Consider the following 19,045-nt stretch of genomic DNA (forward strand, 5'->3'; position numbering starts at 1 on the left):
GTTGCTATCCGGCGCTACTCGGGGCTCAGCATCATGCTGATTTCGTGGCCTCTTCCTCCGCGAGCGTCCCAACGAGTTCGGTGATCTTCACGACGATGTCCTCCATAGGCTCCTCCGCCGTGCTGAATCCACCACGCGACGCGAGCGTGGGGCTGACCTGGTCAAGCTCCTCGAACGTCACACCATGCATGACAGGCACTAGGAGGTTCCGGCGCAGCAGAGCGCTGAGCTCATTGCTCGCGATGCTTCGGTCGGTGCGCAGCTTGTCGAGCATGGCGGGCGTTACCAGCACGATCCCCATGCGCGAACTCACGAGCCCCTTGTCGATGGCTACTCGCATGTCTGTGCCGGGCCGAAGGGTCACCTCGCTGAACCACACCGAGACGTCGTTTCCGACGAACAAGTCGTAGACATCTTTCGCGTCTGCCTGGCGGTCGGGCCAGGCGTGGCAGAGAAACACGTCGTGCGCCTGCGTTCGTGCCACCGCTGCCACGCGGACGGGCTCGAGGTCGCGCACCTGCTGCGGCGTGTACGAGACGGTCGACGTGCTCGGCTGCCAGGCCGGACGGGCGGTGCCACGTCCCCCGCCGCTGCCACTCGACAGGCTCCCGCTCCTGCTCGTAGGCACGACCGGTGCTGGGTAGGACGAGTACGACCGCGGCGCCGAGTAGCCGTACCCTCCGCCGCGACCGTGAACTGGGCAGTCGGCGCCGGCGCCTCTGATGTGGCCTCTGATTGGAGCTGTGCACTGGGACATGTGTTTGATACTACTGGCTCCCCCCGACATGACGCGCCCCTCATCCTCCGCGATAGCAGATTGTCGATATGGGTCGCTCGAGTGGCCCCGCCTGCGAGATAGTCAGAGGTGCTGTACTTGATCCTGCTTTCTCGGACCTGGTCGTTTCGAATGCGAAGAACTCGGAGAAGTGCGCCACTAAACTTCTTCACCGTCCCGTTAACCGTTCCTCAACTGGAGAAGAGGTTCATTGATGACCTTCCTGGAGTCTACGTGTCGGCTAAATTGCCTCCGGCAGTGTTGCCTTCGCGCTCTCGGCCTGCCACTGCGGGTCCGGTCCGGTGAACAATCGGATTTTTTGAATCAGACCTGGTCGTGTCGGCCGCGGAGGTCATTGGCGCTGATAAGCGCCAGGGCGTTGCCCGGCAGCGGGCCGGCGACGTAAAGCCAGAGGCGGCTGAAGTCCCCTGAAACGAGATCGGGCCCAAAAGGACAGGGCGGATCCCGGCAACGTGAAGCAACTGCCTTTGCCGATGCCGGCTCTCGCGTGCGTCCGTGGAGCGTCGTCCCTCCGGCTTCCTAACCGTCCCGGACATTCCCCCATGCCCACCCGGAGACCGCCACAGGAAAAGTGCCCCGCAGCCGCGTGAACTCTTCCTTACAACCGCCCCCGTTTTCGCTCCGGAGGAAAGGTGCGGCGGGATAATCGAAGGATCTAACCAATCAGGGTCCGGATTTGCGGATCAACGAAAGGAATGAAGCGATGTCCATCAAGCGCGTGATCGTTATGGTCCAGGAAAACCACACCACAGACAACTACTTCCGGGCACTGGCGCCCTATGGTGCCAACGTCGCTACTGGCTGGCCGGTCCAGGCGAACCCGCCCGCGTCCGACCAGCCCCACGACCGGCACGCCTACTACGGCTGGCTCACCGGCCAGCACACGGCCACCCGCACGCAGTTCGACACGGAGAAGGTTCTGCCGTTTTACGAATACCTGGCTCTGACCGGGGCGTTTCTGGAAAACCACTGCAGTGGCTTCGGGACAAACTCGACGCCGAATCATCTGCTGATCGTCGGTGGCCAGACCCCGACCCTGCGCAACCCTTCCCGGACCCAGCCCCCGCCGCTGTGGGATATGCCCTCGGTCCCGGGCCTCGCCCAGGACGCGGGAATCGGCTGGGCCTGCTACACCGGCAACAGCAACTACCCGGTCGGGTTCTATAAGCAACTTAACGGCTCCAAGAATTTGATTCCCAACTCACACTTCGTCGCGGACGCCGCTGCCGGGAAACTGCCGCCGCTGACCTACCTGTGGCACAACTCCCCCGAAGACGAACACCCGACCGCCGACGTGACGATCGGGATGAACAAAATCTGGGAATCCGTGGACGCCGTGGTCAAATCCGGAGGCTGGGATGAGACGGTGTTCCTGCTGACCTGGGATGACTGGGGCGGCTGGGATGACCACGTCGCCACCCCCAACGTCGAACACACCCCGGACGGCGTTCAGCTCGCCTACGGGCCCCGGGTGCCGCTGCTGATGTTCGGCGGTCCCGTCAAGGCCGGGATCGATAGCCGCTGGTCCACCCATGCCGGCATCCCCAAAACCGTGATGCAACTGCTCGGGCTGCCCAAACTCGGCGTGGACCGGGTCGATAACGACCCGGGCCTATCTGACCTGGTCGACTCCTCCCTGCATAACCCGCCGCCACCGGCCTACGGAACGAAAGTTACGCTTCCTGCTCCCCCGCAGCCGGCGCCGAAACCCCAACCGCTGCCAGCGCCGTCGGCAGCCACCTCGATCCCGGTCGGCCCGGTCATCCTGCGCGGCGGGGGAACCCTCCCACCACCGAACGACGTCCCCCTCAAAACAGGAAAACCCTAACGCCGGCATCCATACCTCTAAACATGCAAAGAACAGGACAAGCTCCCCGGGCGAAATGGCGTGCACAGCCCAGCGGTACCGGTTCGGTTGCCGGTCCACGACAACGGCGGCCCCGCACCGGTCGTAGGAGGCACCCAGTGTCGAAACGGGTTGCCAGCCGTGTGGCCAGCGGAACCTGTGAGCCGCTCCTACACTCGCGCCGTCGAGCACACTGACGTCCACGGAACACCGTGGCGCATCGGGCCCTGCGGCGGGGGGATCTTGAGCTGCGTCCGGGAGGGCGTGCTGGTTACCGGCGGGAACGGGTCGGGAAATAGTGACTGGATCCCTGGTTCTTGCCTCAGACGTCCAAGCCGACGTGCTATGACTCGGCGGTACCGTTCCAGCCTAACCCGTAGGGGCTCTGCGTCAGTGAGCTCTTGGATCGCCGAGGGGAGCGTCGTCTCGTAGTACGTCCAAATCTCGTCTATGACCTGCGCCGTCCAGACATCTCCGAAGAGCGTGTAGAGGTCGTTCTTCTCGCGCCGCGATGCCCACCAGCGATCCCAGCCGCCAGCCTCACCCGAGCCGCCGCCAGTATGACGGCCGCAAGGGCGAGGCCCAGGCGCTAACGTTGAACGGTGAGCAACTCAAAGCCCAAAAACGATTGGGAGACGCTGGAAATATTCGAGGCCCTCGCCGCCGAATACTTCGCCGCTAAAGCTGCCCTCAACTTCCCGAGCCTCCGCGAAGTGATAGCCCAGGAGAAAGACCCCCGTACCTACTGGCTCCAGCAGATGCAAGGAATGATGCTCCGCAAGTTCTTTGCGGACAATGACAATGTCCAATTGCGCGCCGTCGCCCAAGCCCTACGGGGTTGCGCTGTACCCTCTGCCATCGGCGACGTGGACAAGGTCGCCGGGTGTATTGAATGGCAGTTCGAGCAAGCCGAAGCCGACGAGACTGTGAGCTTCAAAAAGCTACTATCCGAGGGCGGCCAAGACGCTTTCAAAGACCTCATTTACGGCCGCCTCCTCCACGCCGAGGCCCCGAGGTTCCGGCGCACCCAGCTAATGCAGCCCCATGCCCGCGCGGTCGCCCTCTTCATTGGCACCGCTGACGTTCAAAAAACTCTCCAACTTGCGGCGCACTACGTGGCCTTATGCCGGGAGAATGGCTGGATAGCCGCGCCGCCGGAATGACCTAGACTTGAACTGAATTCCCCGCGCCGACACCCAGCGGCTCCGGGACTTCTTTGGTTCCGCAAGCTCGCACTCGTCGAGTAGCCCTGACAATCCCAGACAATCCGCCTCACGGCCTCTAGACCGCCCTTCACCTGGAACTAGCCCTAGGCGGCACAAAGCCGCCAGACCCGCGGCTCTAAACGCGGGCCGCCTTTTCCTGACAGCTAGGGCGCGCGAGGGGCCTTTGTGCGTTGCTGGCGCGCCCGATAGCAGCAGCTAACCGAACCTGACTAGGGCGCTTTCGCGGACAAGTTCTTCTCTACTAAAACCATCGTCCCCGAGCATGGAATTGCACCATCTGTGAGCTGTTCGGAGGTTGTCCGGTTCGTCGTCGCCGCCGTAAAGTGCGATCGACGAGATATGGTCAAGTGTTGGATACAGATCATCCGATGGCCTTGCCTGTGGATCAGTCGGGAGGCCGCAGATCTGGCAAACGTATCTGTCCCGGTCCAGGACGAACTGCCTGTGCTTCGTGTGGCGACCCGTTCCGCGCTTGCGTGCTGACGGCGGAACAGACAGGACTGTTGTTATTCCTTTGCGAGCCTTGCATTCCCTGCACCGGCAATCATCAGGCCGCCCGCCGAGGTCAAGAGCGGCCTTTCTGCATGCCTCATGGTTCTTCACGAACTCGGCCCGCGATGTGCCGGCCTCATAGGCCCCCGGCGAGAGCGCCTCTTTACAGTGAGGGCAGATTGCAAAGTCTGTTGACATCAGCGGCCCGCTGGAAACCATGCTGAAATAGACCGAGCACTGGCCACAACAGTAAGTCCGGCTCGGGTGATGAGCCTCGAACTCCGTCCCGCACCCCTTACACGTCACTTGCTCCCGAAACATCAGCCACGCTCCTTGTCCAGGCTCATGACAAATGCCCTGAGTTTCGGAATGGCCGGAACGTCCACCCACATGCGCCGTGAGTTGCCCTGTGGCGATGTGCCGCCGACCTTATACGCATCGAAGGCGAGCTCGTCGAAGATGGGAGCCAGGGCAGCCGCTTTGGCCTCGGCTAGGTACCCCACCTTGCGCCCTTTGCTGTACACGGCGACGGCGTTCGCATCCCACTTATTCTTCGGCTCGCGGACCAGCACGTAATCGTTCCCACCATGCTTGTAGCGGGCCGAGTCGGTAACCCAGTACGCCGAGCCCACAATGCGGAACCGGCTAGACGGAAGCTCGCGGAGGTCAAGTACCGACAGCGCCGCCTCGTCTAGCATGACCTTCTTCACGCCCGCAGGCTTAGGCTCAATCGCTCCTTCCGGCTCACTCATCGCCCTCACCACCTCCGGCTCGTGCGCCGGAACCGGATGGTCGACTACCTCTTCGGCAGGTTCCGCAACCTCCACAACAGGTTCAGCCACAGTCTGTTTCGGCGTCTTGACTTCCTTTTCCCCGCCCCTAAGCATGGCCGTGAGCTTCTGAATCATCTCCATGACGGAAGAGTAGCAGTGGCGCATAACGCCACCGCCCTCTATACGTCAGCCCGGCCAGTCAGGGTCGAACCATGACAGGTCAAGAGGCGGCAGGAACGGCCATGGTCCGCCTCGACAGCGCCGGCCTGCGCGAAGAGGCCCTGACCACCATCGAAGAAGCCGTCAAACTGTACCGGGGGTTGGCCACCGCCAGCCCTGCCGCCTTCACCTCCGACGTCGCCAGTTCCCTGAACAACCTCTCCAACCAGCTCGACAGTGCCGGCTGGCGCGAAGAAGCCCTGACCACCATCGAAGAAGCCGTCAAGCTGAGATGAGGCGGGCCACCGACCCCGCCTGTCGGTTACGGAATGCAATTCTGATGCGAGAGGGTAGGGCACGCATAAGGAGTCCGATTCCGCCAGTGAAGGTGGTGGTGTGGAAGCCGGGTGCACGAGCAATCTCTTCAAAACCCCATTTATGGTGCAGCTCTATGGAAGGGCCATTGCGTATATTGACGATGTACCACGCCTCAGCTGCCCGAGAAAAGATCCAGTTCATGCGAGCTGCAGTCAGCGCAGTACCGACACCGCGTCTTCGCCAATCTGGATGGACGGTAACGCCACCGAGGTAGTGTTCAGCCGGGGCAGGTTCGTCGGCATAGTTCCAATAGTAAGTTTTTGCCCATCCAATAGCTTCGCCATCGCTTGTGGCAATAACGGTGTGCCGCGGGGGATCAGTTATGGAGGCTACCACGGCGTCTGCCGTTCCCATCGGCCTCCCAGCGGCCCGACTGATGGCAAGAACAGCGTGAGTGTCCTCAGGGTCAGCTGACCGTACTTAGCTCAAGGCGGGAAATGACGGAGAGCTATTGGCTGAGATGGCTGCTCCGCATGGAACTCAAGAGTAAAATGGAGGAGAAGTGTGGGGTGCTGGCGGTTTCTTGCCTCAATAAACAACACCCCTCCCCCGCGTGTCAACGGTCGCGCCGAGCCAGCCGCAACGCTGGTCAAGACCCTTCGGCTCATCATCCGCGACATTGATGGCGGACAGTCTGACGCGATCTGCATGAAGCGGCGCCATGTCACTTCCGGGTACCCGGCAGATGCGCGAGACGGGAGATTTCGAAGCAAGGCTTGTGGACCAATCCCGCACCCTAGACTGCCCACCGGGACGGTCACCGACTTGGTGCCAACCGTGAAGGTGTAACTGCCCGATACTGTGCCATTGTAGTTGTCCGCCTTCTTGCAGATCTTCAACACGCCCGTCGTAGGCGCCGGTGCGGTGATTGTCACCGTCGCGCTGGCGGAGCCGGTTGCAGTGGTTCCTCCCGCGCCTGCGACGGTGGCCGACGCGGTGTCGGTCTCGCTCGCCCCGGCTGCGCCGGTGAAGGTGCGGGTGAACCGGCAGCTGTAGCTGGCACCGGCGGCGATTGTGCCGCCCGATGCGCAGGTGCCCTGGCCGTTCAGGTTGCCCGAGATGCTGTCGGTCAGGGTCGTCAGCGTGACGTCCGTAGTGCCGGTGTTGGCGACCGTCGCGGTGTAGGTGAAGGCGCCGCCGGGTGCTGGCAGAGAGGTCGGGCTAGCGCTTTTGGAGACCGTGATCGACGGGGTCGTAGGCGCCGGTGCGGTGATTGTCACCGTCGCGCTGGCGGAGCCGGTTGCAGTGGTTCCTCCCTCGCCTGTGTGGTTCTTCGTCCAGCTGATCGAGAACCGAACACGCACACCCATCGACGCCGGGACGGGCCTGCCCACGGTAACAGTCCCCGACAATTTTTTGCCGGCTAGTCATGTCGTAAAGGGCTATTGCCACCATGAACAGGTACAAGAACCAACAAGGCCACCAGCCCGAAAGGAAGGAACGAAGATGCTAATCAACCCAGCAGCCAGGACGAGGAGCGACGCCATGACGTAGGCAACCAGGCACCGACAAGGCGTCCCATGAGCACCAAATGTGCACGTTTTGTGCACACTCAACAGGTCAATACGCCCCTGACCTGCCGTAACACTGCGCCCAAGGTGGGACTCGAACCGGCTTCCAGCCCCCGCAAACACAGGGAAGCCCGTGAACATACCGAATCCGAAGCAGTCCGGCACCAGTCCGACCCGATCCGACGCCCAAAGTGTGCACATTGTGTACACCCCGTTTTTTGCCCTCCGACAGTAACCCCCGCGGGCAGGCAATTGTCAGCCACCGACGTTGGCTCAGCGCTCCTCCCCCCTGTGCAGCATCATGGTCAGCGCCTCCTTCCGTACGAAGGAATCTCTCTACTCTCCACCGGAAGTTCGGCGGCTTTCAACCTCTGCGAGCCCTGCCAGGGCAGTAGTTACCGGCATGGGGGGCCAAAGCCTGGCCCGGTGCGCCACCAAGCCCCATCGCAGACACGATCTGAAAGTTTCACGAGCACATTACGTGAAGTACACACAAATCATTTCGCGAGCACACTAACATGAGGCACCCCGGGCGATTTTCGATCGACTGACGCGGCTTGGCGACAGGCGTCTCAATTGTCCAGCCATCGCCAGCACGACATTCTGGACTCATTCGTGTTGATCAGCCAGATGTACGCTGAACCTGGACTCTTCCGCGTTCCATGGCAAGAATAAGGGAGGCCGCGGCGCCAACGATCGTTCACGGTGCGGGTTCTCTTGTCCCCGGGGAAATGGTCTGGTCAGTTTGATACGCTCAATCGAAAGTAGAGCTTTAGCTACACCCAGGAGACGACAGTCGTGGAACTCCGACTCGGGCGAGAGGGGCATGCATCAGGGCAACTAGGTTCTCCCGTCGCCACCCGCCGTCGTCGCACTGAGTGGGTTAGCGAGTGCTCACGTCGCAATGCTTCCTCCGGCGGGCGCTACTCACCATTCCGAGTCAACGGTCACCACGGCAGCGGCACACCTGCTGGAGATCCCGCAGTCTTCTGGAGCGATTGCGTCCGCTGCTCGCCATGACGGGCTGCAGGCGCGGCTCTCGATACGGCTGAAGCAGCCCACCGGGTGATCCCTGCCCGGTTGCCGTTGGGTGAACACGCGCCCGGGCAACAAGTCCTGGATACCCAGATCAAGCTGATCACCCACGCGATCCGTATGGCAGCTTTAAACACCGCCACCATCAGATACACGGATTCTCTCGCGCCAGGAAAACCACGATACTCAGCCCCGTCATTCAAGTCGGATCCACCGAGTTTTCCACCGACAATAAGGAAACCAAAAATGCTCAATGAATTCACAAAGAACAATCTAGATAAGCAAGGATTTGGAAACCTTGATCAGGACGCTAAGTCTTGCTATGCGTGGCCACTGCGATTCGCGCCAGGAGTGGGCACGGTCCTAATCGTTGTCGGATTGACCTTGCAATCGCCCGCTTTTCTTGGACTTGGGGCAGTCGTTCCACTTAGCGGAGCGCTATTCCCTCGCGGAATGATTCTTGATCTGGTTTATAATTTCGGCGTCCGTCATCTATTTCATGGGCCGGCGCTTCCGCCCACGCCGACACCACGACGGTTTTCGTACCTGCTCTCCACCGTGCTACTGACGGGCTCGGCCCTGTCCTCAGGACTCCTGACATGAGATGGTCGGCTGTGTGGCTATGCCCTGCGTTCTCGGGGTTTCGTTGCCTGGGCGAGTGTTAATTTTGCCCTTCTTGTTATATAATTGAGTAGAGGAAATAATCGGTTGTTGAAGGGGTGGGATGATGGGTGTGATGACTGCCCAGGCACCCCTTCCGGTAACTGTTGAGGCCGGTGCCGTGCCGGTTGGTGCGGCGGCGTCGCTGCTGGAAGATGCCGAGGGTGGCCGTGTTTTCCTGTACGGGCAATTGGTCTATGCCTGGGATGCCGGAGACACGGCAACGCGCCGGTTCGCGGCCGCGAAACTGGCGGACATGAAGGCAGCCCCGATGACCGATATTGCTGCCGGGTTCGGCATCGAATCCGGGACGTTGTGGCTGTGGCGCAGGGAGCTGAAGGCCTCCGGCGTGGCCGGACTCGTGCCGGAGAAGCCTGGTCCCCGCCGCGCCAGCAAACTCACCCCGGATGTTGTCGCTGACATCAGGTCCCGGCGTGCCGGCGGGGACACCTTTCGCACGATTGCCGCGGCTGTGGGCGTGTCCGTCTTCAGTGTCCATCGGGTGTTATCCACCGCCCCCGGGGACAGCGCGGAGGCGGATGCGGCCCGGACCCGCACCGCTCCGGCCGCTGACGTGGGGGTGCGGACAGGGTCCAACCCGGCCAGGCAGGACCGGCAAGGCGATGCCACCACCGCCGCAGCGGTAAAGGAGCTGCCGGTGTTGCCCGCCGGGGCGGACCGTTCCGGGGAGCGGGTCTGGGCCCGGACCGGGTTGTTGGAGTGTGCGGCCCCGGTGTTCGCCCCGGCGGCCCGGGTGCCGTTGGCAGGGCTGTTCCTGGCCCTGCCCGCCCTGGAAAAAACAGGACTCCTGCAATGCGCGAAGGAGACGTTCGGGGCGCTGCCGAACGGGTTTTACGGACTGGACACCATCCTGGCCGGCGCCGTATTCCAGGCCTTGGCCGGGGAACCACGGGCAGAGGGGACCACCCGGATCGACCCGGTAGCGATGGGACGGGTGCTGGGCCTGGACCGGGCACCGGAAGTGAAAACCCTCCGCCGTAAACTTGCCGCCCTGGCCGGGACCGGTAAGGCCGGGGACCTGCTCAGCCTGATGGCCACCAAACACCTCAACGGCAGCGGTGACGCAGAGGATGGCAGCCTGGCGGCCGTGCTCTATGTTGACGGGCATGTCCGTGCCTACCAGGGCACGAAGAAGCTCGGGAAAGTCCATTCGACCCGGTTGAAGTTCCCGGTCCCGGCGACGGAGGAAACCTGGGTCGCCGACGCTAACGGCGCCCCGGTGCTGGTGGTCATGGCCGAACCCGGCAACGCACTGACCGGGGAACTACGCCGGCTCCTGCCGGCCCTGCGCACCATCATCGGCGATGACCGGAAGGTGCTGGTCGGTTTCGACCGCGGCGGCTGGTCCCCGGCCCTGTTCCAGCACATGGCAGCAAACAGGTTTGATGTGTTGACCTGGCGCAAGGGCACCACCGCTGACATTAATGACATCCTCTTCACAGAGGTCGCCCACACCGACGACCACGGACAAACCCGGACCTGGGATGCCGCCGACACCCACGTCGAGGTTCCCATCGGGACGACCGGGGAAGTGTTTTCGATGCGTCAGATCAGCCGCCAGGTCAAGGTCCCCGGCGGCGGGTCCCGGCAGATCCACATCCTCACCACCACCACCGGCATGAGCGCCGGAGAGATTGTTTACCGGATGGGCGCCAGATGGCGGCAGGAAAACTACTTCCGCTACGCCAGGATGCGCTTTGCCCTGGACTCCCACGACGCCTATACCAGTACCGATGACGATCCGGAACGGTCCGTGCCGAACCCGGCCAAACGCAAGGCCTACCAGAAAGTCCTGACCGCTAAAGCCCGATACGAAAAGACCATCGCCGATACCGATGCCGCATTGCTGGCCGCCCGGACCCCGGCACCGGGAACGTCCACGGTCCTGATCACCAACACCGAGCACAACGCGATCACCGCGGACCTGTTCACCGCCCAAACCGCCCTCGACCAGACCCAGGCCGCGCACAAGGACATTCCGGCACGGGTCCCGCTCGGTGAGATAGCCCCGGGACAACAGGTCCTGGAGACCGAGACGAAACTACTCGCCCATGCGATCCGGATGGCCGCGTTCAACACCGCCACCACCCTTGCCAGGGAAATCCGCACCAACACCGGCTACGCCCGCGCCGACGACGAAGCCCACGCCCTGATCCGGCAGGCCCTCACCACCAGCGGGGACATCGACCCCAGCCATGACGGCTACCTCACCATCCGCCTCGACCCGCTCCCCACCCGCCGCGCCACCACCGCGATCAGTGAACTCTGCGACCATCTCACTGCCACAGAAACCCGCTATCCCGGCACAAACCAAGTCCTGCGCTACGAAACCAAAAACCGTGAAACGTCGCCACCAAATTAAATACCTATGTCAAGAGTCCTGGTCCTTCTACTACGGGTTATCAACGTTGGGAATCATCCTAGGAGGAGTGGTCGCCGTGGGGGGCCTAATGCTGACCACCACCCATTGGTGTCTCGGTTCGTGGATCTACAGATTATTTTTCCGACATTCAGCGGCAACGTCGTAACTACAGGAGCATCAACGCGGCGCTGTATCTTCACCAATACCCCAAGGGGTACCTAACAGAGGGGAAGGAGATTTCTCATCACTGTTGATGGTGGTCCGCTAAGCCGGAGGGTCTAGGGGCGCGGGCTTGGGGTGGCCCTGGTGATTGTCCGAGGGGTGGTCGTCGCCGGTGTGATCCTGTCCGGAGTCAGGTGAGCCACCCATCATTTTGAGCATGCTGCCGGAGCCGCTGCGGAAGAACACCACGAGCAAGGCCAGCCCGATGAGGATGAAGATGATGTTGAGCCAGGTGGTGTAGTTCCAGCTGATACCGGCGTCGATGATCGAGAGGTGCCGGTTGGTGGGGACCAGGTTCAGGGGGGTGAAGATCAGTTCGACGACGTAACCGGCGAGCACCATCGCCACGTAAAATATCGCGGTGATACGCAGTGCCGCTTTCGTGCCGTAATACTTCCGGTAGATGAGGATGATCGGGATGATAATGAGGTCCGCGAAAATGAAGCTGACGACGCCGCCGAAGCTGATCCCTCCATTCCACAGGACTGCGGCGAGGGGCACGTTTCCAACCGAGCAGACAAAGCTGACGACCGCAATGATTGGACCGATCAGGGGCCCGAGGATAAACGCCAAGGTAGGGTCATTGACGAAGAAGATCGCTTGCAGCCAGGGTTTGGGAACCCACGCGGCGAACGCCCCGGCGATGAGCAACCCGATCAGGATGTCGCGGAGCACAGCCGCCCAATCCATCACGAAGTACCGCGATACCGACGTGACGCCGGCGCGGGAGAACAGCCTCCCCCAGAAGCTGCCTTCTGCAGCGACGGACATATCCATCGCTGCGTGACCCTCCATTGATCCGGCCAGACCCTTGTCGGCTTGCTCCAGAGCGGCATCCACGACCTTCCCGCGCATCCACAGCCGGAATCCGAGAGCGACGAACACGATGATGAACGGGCCGCCGACAAACTCCGCCAGCGTAAACTGCCAGCCCATCACGAACGCCAGAATGAGCCCGAGCTCGAGCACCAGGTTCGTGGAGGCAATCTCGAACGCCATCGCGGCAGTGAAGTTGGCACCCTTGCGAATCAACGCCCGGGCGAGCGCGACGGCCGCGTAGGAGCAGGACGACGACGCAGCGCCGAGACCAGCCGCGATCGTGAGGGAGCGGGGAGAGTCATCACGCATGAGAGCAACGATTCGCTCCTTGCGAACAATCGCTTGAATCACACCTGAGAGGGTGAATCCGAGCACAAGGGGCCAGAGGATCTGCCACCCCATCGAACCCGCGATGGCAAGAGCATTGCCAACGGCTTCCAAGATGAACATGCATTCCCTCCTTCACTTCCTATGTAAGTGTCTACCCCCTTGGGGCATTTGTGGCTGCACTCGTTTCGAAAGATCAGTCAAGGTGACCGGGTCTGGACAGGCCTGCGGACGTCCAGACAGAGCACGAGCCGGTCACGTTCTGGGCGACAAGCCGTGACTCGCGTATCCGAACCCATCAAACTAAAGCCAAAACGTGCGGCCGATGTGAGCGCCTCCTGCCGCCCGCGGGCTGGGAGAGGGGGACAAGTTCGGCGACGGAGCCCCAGATGCGTCCACGGAGTGTATCGAGCAGATTATTGCCGCGACACAACCGAGACAGGAACCGAGATGAGTACATCAAGAGTTCCTGCCGCACTGGCCAGGGTCCAGGGCTCCCGACGGTGATTTAGTTTTTGTTGGCTGGTTCCCTGTTCTTGACGGTGTAGCGCAGGATCAGGTCCGTGCCTGCGTAGCGGATTTCGGTGCTGATGAGGTGTTCGCAGAGCTCGGCGATGGCTTTGCTGACACTTGCTATGGGGAGCGGGTCCAGGCGGATGGTCAGGTATCCGGGCGCGGTGGTGTCGATACCGCCGCTGGCGTAGAGTGCGGCGCTGGCCAAGGCGTCTGCTTCTTGGCTGGCCCGAGCGTAGCCGGCGTTGGTAAGGATCTCTCGGGCGAGGGTCATCACGGTGTTGAACGCTGACATTCGGATCCCAAAGGTGCTCAGCTTGACTTGGGTACCGCGGACTTCCTGGCCGGGTACAAGTTCACCCAACGGCAGCCTGACAGGAATCTCTCGGTGTGCGGTTTCGGCAGTGTCCAGGGCAGTCTCGGGAGCAAGGAGTGGTGCGTGGATGGCGTTGTGCATCGCGTTGGTGATCGTAATTTTCCCGGCACCATATACCGGTGTTTTCAGGGCCAGCATCGCCGCGTCCGTCTCAGCCGATACTTGATGGTAATGGGTTCGGGCTACCAAGACTGTTTTGTAGGCATCCTTTTGGCAGGGTTCGGCACTGACCGTTTCGGGTCATTATCACTGCTGCCGTAAGTATCGTGGGAACCGAGATCACATGCATCCGGGCGTCACGGAATCAGTTTTCCTGCAGCCAGCGCGACCCCCGTTCGATAGATCACCTCACGGATGCCCATCTCGCTGTTGGTGGTCAGGATGTGAATCTGCCGACTGCTTCCACCACGTGCCGGGACGATCCTGCTGATCTGGCGCATGCAAAACACTTCACCGGTCGTAACCGTCGCTATCAGGGGCAAGTCCACGACGGTGTCGGCTGCTATGGATGTCGGTCGGTCACGCAGAGCCGCCGTCACCGACCCGATCCAAACCGGTGGCTCGACGCTTAGAGTGGGTCGCATGGACGATCGACGAATCAGTGCGGCCACGGTTGTGGCCGTGTTAATCGCAGCATCCGTCTGGCCCGCCCGGCACTTCTATTCCGGCCGGGTGCATCGCTGGCGCCGCGGAGCGGGGGCGCCACGCCGCGCCGGGCGACTTGGCCTGCGAGTGTTCGGCCAGGGCAACCCCGTGCTCGTGCTGCTGCCGGGCATCGCAGCGAGCCAGGCCTACTTCGGAGCGGCCTATGACCGGCTCGGCGAGGTCGCGACGGTGGTCGTGATCGACCCCCTCGGCTTCGGCTCCTCGATGGATGCCGGCGTCAGCACCGACTCGTTCGCCCTCGAGGAGCACCTCGCCGCCGTCACAGGCGCCCTCCGAGCCCTCGACCTCGACGGGCGCCCGCTGCACGTGGCCGGCCACTCGATGGGCGCGTCGCTCGCGATCCAGTGGGCGGCGGCGAGCGAGGGCGATATGCGCACGGTCGTCGCGTTCGACGCACCCCTGTTCCGAACCCGGGCTGAGGCGGAGGAGCGGGTGCGGCACATGGGATGGTTCGAGGCGCTGCTGTCGACCGGCTCGTTCGCCCACAGGGTGTGCGCGTGGATGTGCCGGCACCGCTCCGCCGCCTCCGTGCTCGCCGTTGCGCTCAACCCGACGATGCCCGCGGCCATCGCCAGAGACGGCGTCAAGCACACCTGGTTCTCCTACATCCAGAGCTTCGAGGCGCTCGTCGCGGCCGACACCTGGACCGGAGCAGTCGCCGCCCTGTCCGGCCGGGGGGTGCCGGTGCTGCTCGTGGACGGGGATGTGGATCCGGTACAGGTCCCCGGACGCGCCCGCGCGCTCGCGGCGGAATTCCCCAGCGTCACCGCCCTTACCCACCGTGGCGGTCACGACCTCCCCCTCTCCTCACCCGGCTGGTGCAACGACCTGCTCTACCGGCAGATCGCCACGGCCTCAACCCACTGGTCCGTATCGCCGATCAACGATAGGAATGAACGATGACCTCGGGTGAGGGTGTCCCTGACTTGTTCTTTGATGCTCCTATAGTTGTCAAGCTGCGATCTGGGCGTCTTGCTGTTGGTTGAGCCATGCTCGGTAGTGGTGGAGGAATCGGGTGTCGCGGATCGTGCCGCGTTCGATGAGTGAGATCTTGCTGATCGCGCAATCGAGGGCGTCTGCGACCTCGGTGAGGGCGAGTCCGAGGCTCTTGCGTGCGGGCCGGAGGTCGCTGCTGTCCGCGGCCGGTGGCGGGGTAATGATGAGGTGGAAGACCTCGCGGGCGATGGCGCGCTTTAGGCAGCGGAGGATGTCCTTCTTCGTTTTGCCCTCGGCGGTGCGGCGGGCAGCGTAGTCGCGGGTGTTGGGGTCTGTGGCCAGGCGCACGATGGCGATCTGGTGCAACGCGGAGTTCGCGGCCCGGTCGCCGCCGCGGTTGAGGCGGTGACGCGTCGTCTTCCCCGAGGAGGCTGGCAACGGCGCGGCGCCGCAGAGCATCGCGAACGCGGCCTCGGAGCGGAGCCGCCAGGGGTTATCGCCCGCGGTGATCAGCAGCTGCGCGGCGGTGACCGTGGAGATCCCCTAAGTTTGCACGAGATCCGGGTTCACCGTGTCGACGAGCTGGGCGAGGTCGGTATCGTGACCGGTGATCTCCTCATCGAGCTGCTGATAGCGCACGGCCAGACGCTTGAGAGCCGTGCGGGTCCGGAACGCGACCTCGTCGTCACCCACGCGTGCACGAGAGCCTTTAAGGCGCGGGATCAAGCGAATCGTGGGCAGATCCCGGTACTCCACTCGGACGCGTTCGGGAGCGGTCACGATCAGTGACTTGAGCTGCACGATCACCTCGGTGCGAGCCTTCATCGCACTGCGCCGGGCCGCGTTGGTGACACGGATCGCCTCCACGATGCCGATGCCGGTCTTCGCGGTCACCGTGTCATTGTTCGCCAGTGCGATGTGCGCGGCAGCGTAGGCATCGATCTCGTCGGACTTGCCACGCATCCGCCGTGTCTGCCGCGCCGGGCGGATCACCTCGACGACCTCGACGCCCGTCTCATGCAGGTGCCGGGTCAGGCCCGCGCCGTATGAGTTCGTGCCCTCGACGCCGGCGCGCAGCAGCGCGCCGTAGCAGGTGATGAACCCCACCAACGCGCGGTAGCCGGCATCGGTAGTCGGGAACTGCGCCGCGCCAAGGTGTTCCCCGGTCCCGGAGATCACCGCTGCGTAGTGCGTGTCCTTGTGCGTATCCACGCCCGCGACGATCAGAGATTGATCGCTCATGATGTACTTCCCTTCGCTCGTGTTTCACAATGGGAAGTGGCGGCCGGGCAGGCAGACAAGACGTTGACGAGACCGGGTCAAAGAGGTTAAGCTCCTATGAAGTCATGCTCCGCCCAGCTACCACTTTGACACCGCCCGGGGCAGACAGATCAAAACAAAGACAGACCCCCTCGCGGGAGGCGTCAGTCAAGTTGAGGGTCATGACCCGAAAAGCTGCTTCCAGTATCAACGTCAAGCTGTTTGGGTGGTTTTCGGAAGCTGGGGTTTCCCGGGTTTTTGGGCAGGGAGATTGCTTCGGCGCTCTAAATCTGCCGGTGCACAAACCGACACCAGAGGGCGTTACAGACAATGGTCCAGGGTGCCGGATTGGGTAGTGGCTACCGGGCGAAGCGGCGCAGCCGTAGGGAGTTGGCCACCACGAGCACCGAGCTGGCGGCCATGGCGGCCCCGGCGATCATCGGGTTCAATAATCCCAGCGCGGCGACGGGGATACCGATGGCGTTGTAGAAGAACGCCCAGAACAGGTTCGTCTTGATGGTGGCGAGGGTTTTGCGGGAAAGTTCGATGGCCGTGGCGACCTGGCCCAGGTCGTTGCCCATCACGGTTAAATCGGCGGCCTCGATGGCCACATCCGTGCCGGATCCCATGGCCACGCCGAGGTCGGCCTGGGCCAGGGCGGCGGCGTCGTTGACGCCATCCCCGGCCATCGCCACCGTGGCACCCTGCCCCTGGAGTCGTTTGACGGCGTCGACCTTGCCTTGGGGCAGGACATCGGCGAAAACATCTTCCGGGGCGATGCCGACGGCGGCCGCTACCTGGGCGGCGACCGCGGCATTGTCACCGGTGAGCAGGATGGGGCGCAGCCCCAGCGACTTAAACCGGACGATGGCCTGGGCCGAACCGTCCTTGATGGTGTCTTCGAGGCTGATGATGCCCTCAACGCTCCCGTCAACGGCAACCCAGATGGCCGTAGCCCCGGAGTGCTGCTGGCGGCGCAACGTTTCTTGCTCCGTGTCGGTGGGTTGGATGCCGTTCTCGACCAGCCAGCCGGCGCGTCCTGCCACCACCGTGTGCCCCTCAACGGTGCCGCGGACACCGCCACCGGGGGCGGAGTCAAAGCCCGTAACTGGGTAGATGCCGGGGCCTGACGTCGCTGCTGCGGCAATGGCGTAGGCAATTGGGTGTTCACTGGCGGCCTCGACGGATCCGGCCAGGTGCAGCACCTCGGTCTCGTCCAGGGTTCCTAAGGCCAGGGTCCGGGCGACGGCGAGTTTGCCGTTGGTGACCGTCCCTGTTTTGTCCAGCAGGATGGTATCGACCGTGCGGGTGTCTTCGAGGACCTGGGGGCCCTTGATCAGGATGCCCAGCTGGGCGCCGCGGCCGGTCCCCGTCAGCAACCCCACCGGGGTAGCCAATCCGAGAGCGCAGGGGCAGGCTATCACCAGGACTGCGACGGCCGCCGTGAAGGCGTCCTGGACATCGCCGGCGAACACGAGCCACAAAATAAACGTCAGGACGGCGAGTCCAAGCACGATCGGCACAAACACGGCACTGATCCGGTCCGCCAACCGGGCAATCGGGGCCTTTCCGGACTGGGCCTGGCTGACCAGCCGGCCCATCTGCGCCAGCGTCGTCTCGCTGCCCACACGGGTTGCCCTGACCAGCAGCCGCCCGGACGTGTTGAGCGTCGCCCCGGTCACCGTGTCATCTACGGCCACGTCCACGGGCAGGGATTCCCCGGTGATCAGAGATGCATCAATGGCGGATCGGCCCTCCACCACGTAGCCATCGGTAGCGACCTTTTCACCAGGCCGGACCACGAACACGTCACCGGCGACCAGCTGGTCGGCGGGAATCCGAACCTCGACACCGTCCCGGAGCACCGTGGCATCCTTTGCCCCGAGACTGAGCAGCGCCTTCAGCGCGTCGCCGGCCTTGGCCTTGGCGTTGGCTTCCAGATAACGACCCAACAGCAGGAACGTTGTGACGACCGCGGCGACCTCGAAGTACAGATCCGCATGCCCACCCATCCCCGGATGCGCCGTCATCACCGGATCGGAGACGAGCGTCACGGCCGAGAACAGGTAGGCTGCGATCACGCCCAGGGATACCAGGGTGTCCATGGTGGACGCAAGATGACGGGCATTCACGGCAGCGGCCCGGTGGAAGGGCCACGCCGACCAGGTCACCACCGGTAACGCCAGTAACCCCACAACCCAGCCCCAATTCGGGAACTGCAGGAGCGGGAACATCGATATTAGGAAGATCGGGACACTGAATATTGCGGCCAGGATCAATCTGGGCCGCAACTGGGCCGCCGTTCCGCCATGATTAATTTGGCCGTGGCCGCCACCGACCGTGGCGGCATCATGGCCATGGCTGTCGGGTTCGGGGACTCCGACTGCGCTGTGGTCGAGGGCCCTTGGTGTGGTTTTTAGCCGGGCCTTGTATCCGGTGGCGTTGACGGTATCGATGATCTGCTGGTCCGTGACGCCCACGGGAACCGTGACTTCGGCGGATTCCAGCGGCAGGTTCACCGCCGCGTGGACGCCTTCGAGTTTGCCGAGTTTGCGCTCCACCCGCCCCACACACGAGGCACAGGTCATGCCCTCGATATTTAGTTCGATCACCCTGGTCAGGGGTTGGTGGAGTAGTTCATCGGTACTCATGAAGGGATCCTTTGTT

The 19,045-nt window shown here is 63.0% G+C and carries 15 protein-coding genes and 1 pseudogene; 6 read left to right on the top strand and 10 right to left on the bottom strand.

What is annotated here, in order from left to right; genetic code table 11:
* Positions 1-31: 31 nt before the first annotated feature.
* Complete coding sequence (locus tag OS914_RS15130; RefSeq protein ID WP_267546896.1) at positions 32-628, bottom strand: toll/interleukin-1 receptor domain-containing protein; 597 nt, start codon at positions 626-628, stop codon at positions 32-34.
* A gap of 871 nt (positions 629-1,499) precedes the next feature.
* Here OS914_RS15130 and OS914_RS15135 point away from each other — a divergent pair.
* Positions 1,500-2,624 (top strand): alkaline phosphatase family protein, encoded by a 1,125-nt coding sequence (locus OS914_RS15135; RefSeq protein WP_267546897.1) that lies wholly within the window; start codon positions 1,500-1,502, stop codon positions 2,622-2,624.
* 620 nt (positions 2,625-3,244) lie between these two features.
* Positions 3,245-3,805 (top strand): hypothetical protein, encoded by a 561-nt coding sequence (locus OS914_RS15140; protein WP_267546898.1) that lies wholly within the window; start codon positions 3,245-3,247, stop codon positions 3,803-3,805.
* A gap of 258 nt (positions 3,806-4,063) precedes the next feature.
* Here OS914_RS15140 and OS914_RS18315 read toward each other — a convergent pair whose 3' ends face one another.
* A complete protein-coding gene (locus OS914_RS18315; protein WP_420713969.1) occupies positions 4,064-4,681 on the bottom strand; it encodes an HNH endonuclease in 618 nt (205 codons plus the stop codon).
* A complete protein-coding gene (locus OS914_RS15145; protein WP_267546899.1) occupies positions 4,681-5,274 on the bottom strand; it encodes an HIRAN domain-containing protein in 594 nt (197 codons plus the stop codon). The genes OS914_RS18315 and OS914_RS15145 overlap by 1 nt, the downstream gene beginning before the upstream one ends.
* Positions 5,275-5,345: 71 nt before the next feature.
* Here OS914_RS15145 and OS914_RS15150 point away from each other — a divergent pair, with 71 nt between their 5' ends.
* The gene (locus OS914_RS15150; RefSeq protein WP_267546900.1) at positions 5,346-5,588 is read left to right on the top strand and encodes a hypothetical protein; all 243 of its coding nucleotides are present in this window, start codon (positions 5,346-5,348) and stop codon (positions 5,586-5,588) included.
* On the opposite strand, the gene OS914_RS15155 is transcribed toward OS914_RS15150, so the two are convergent.
* Positions 5,575-6,024, bottom strand: a complete 450-nt coding sequence (locus tag OS914_RS15155) for a GNAT family N-acetyltransferase (RefSeq protein WP_267546901.1) — start codon at positions 6,022-6,024, stop codon at positions 5,575-5,577. The genes OS914_RS15150 and OS914_RS15155 overlap by 14 nt on opposite strands.
* Before the next feature lie 71 nt (positions 6,025-6,095).
* The gene (locus OS914_RS18320) at positions 6,096-6,980 is read right to left on the bottom strand and encodes a DUF7507 domain-containing protein (RefSeq protein WP_420713973.1); all 885 of its coding nucleotides are present in this window, start codon (positions 6,978-6,980) and stop codon (positions 6,096-6,098) included.
* A 1,482-nt stretch (positions 6,981-8,462) separates the two neighbouring features.
* Here OS914_RS18320 and OS914_RS18325 point away from each other — a divergent pair.
* Together OS914_RS18325 and OS914_RS15165 are read left to right on the top strand one after the other, a co-directional pair.
* Positions 8,463-8,819 carry a DUF4395 family protein gene (locus tag OS914_RS18325; protein ID WP_420713970.1) on the top strand — a complete coding sequence of 119 codons (357 nt, stop codon included), beginning with the start codon at positions 8,463-8,465 and terminating at the stop codon, positions 8,817-8,819.
* A gap of 133 nt (positions 8,820-8,952) precedes the next feature.
* A complete protein-coding gene (locus OS914_RS15165) occupies positions 8,953-11,259 on the top strand; it encodes a putative transposase (RefSeq protein ID WP_267546903.1) in 2,307 nt (768 codons plus the stop codon).
* 264 nt (positions 11,260-11,523) lie between these two features.
* Here the strand turns inward: OS914_RS15165 and OS914_RS15170 are convergent, their stop codons facing one another.
* From OS914_RS15170 to OS914_RS15180, 3 genes are all read right to left on the bottom strand, one after another.
* Positions 11,524-12,750: a permease gene (locus OS914_RS15170; protein WP_267546904.1), complete on the bottom strand. Its 1,227-nt coding sequence runs from the start codon at positions 12,748-12,750 to the stop codon at positions 11,524-11,526.
* A gap of 385 nt (positions 12,751-13,135) precedes the next feature.
* Positions 13,136-13,705 carry a hypothetical protein gene (locus OS914_RS15175; RefSeq protein ID WP_267546905.1) on the bottom strand — a complete coding sequence of 190 codons (570 nt, stop codon included), beginning with the start codon at positions 13,703-13,705 and terminating at the stop codon, positions 13,136-13,138.
* 107 nt (positions 13,706-13,812) lie between these two features.
* Complete coding sequence (locus OS914_RS15180; RefSeq protein WP_267546906.1) at positions 13,813-14,055, bottom strand: hypothetical protein; 243 nt, start codon at positions 14,053-14,055, stop codon at positions 13,813-13,815.
* 43 nt (positions 14,056-14,098) lie between these two features.
* Between OS914_RS15180 and OS914_RS15185 the strand changes: the two genes are divergently transcribed.
* Entirely contained in the window at positions 14,099-15,085 is a 987-nt protein-coding gene (locus OS914_RS15185; protein ID WP_267546907.1) for an alpha/beta fold hydrolase, read from the top strand.
* Between the two features lie 255 nt (positions 15,086-15,340).
* Here the strand turns inward: OS914_RS15185 and OS914_RS15190 are convergent.
* Both OS914_RS15190 and OS914_RS15195 read right to left on the bottom strand, forming a co-directional pair.
* A pseudogene (locus OS914_RS15190) lies at positions 15,341-16,360 on the bottom strand (IS110 family RNA-guided transposase); the annotation flags it as partial.
* Between the two features lie 377 nt (positions 16,361-16,737).
* Entirely contained in the window at positions 16,738-19,029 is a 2,292-nt protein-coding gene (locus tag OS914_RS15195) for a heavy metal translocating P-type ATPase (protein ID WP_267546908.1), read from the bottom strand.
* Positions 19,030-19,045: the final 16 nt, after the last annotated feature.

The sequence above is a fragment of the Arthrobacter endolithicus genome (genome assembly GCF_026627425.1).
Lineage (GTDB): Bacteria > Actinomycetota > Actinomycetes > Actinomycetales > Micrococcaceae > Arthrobacter_M.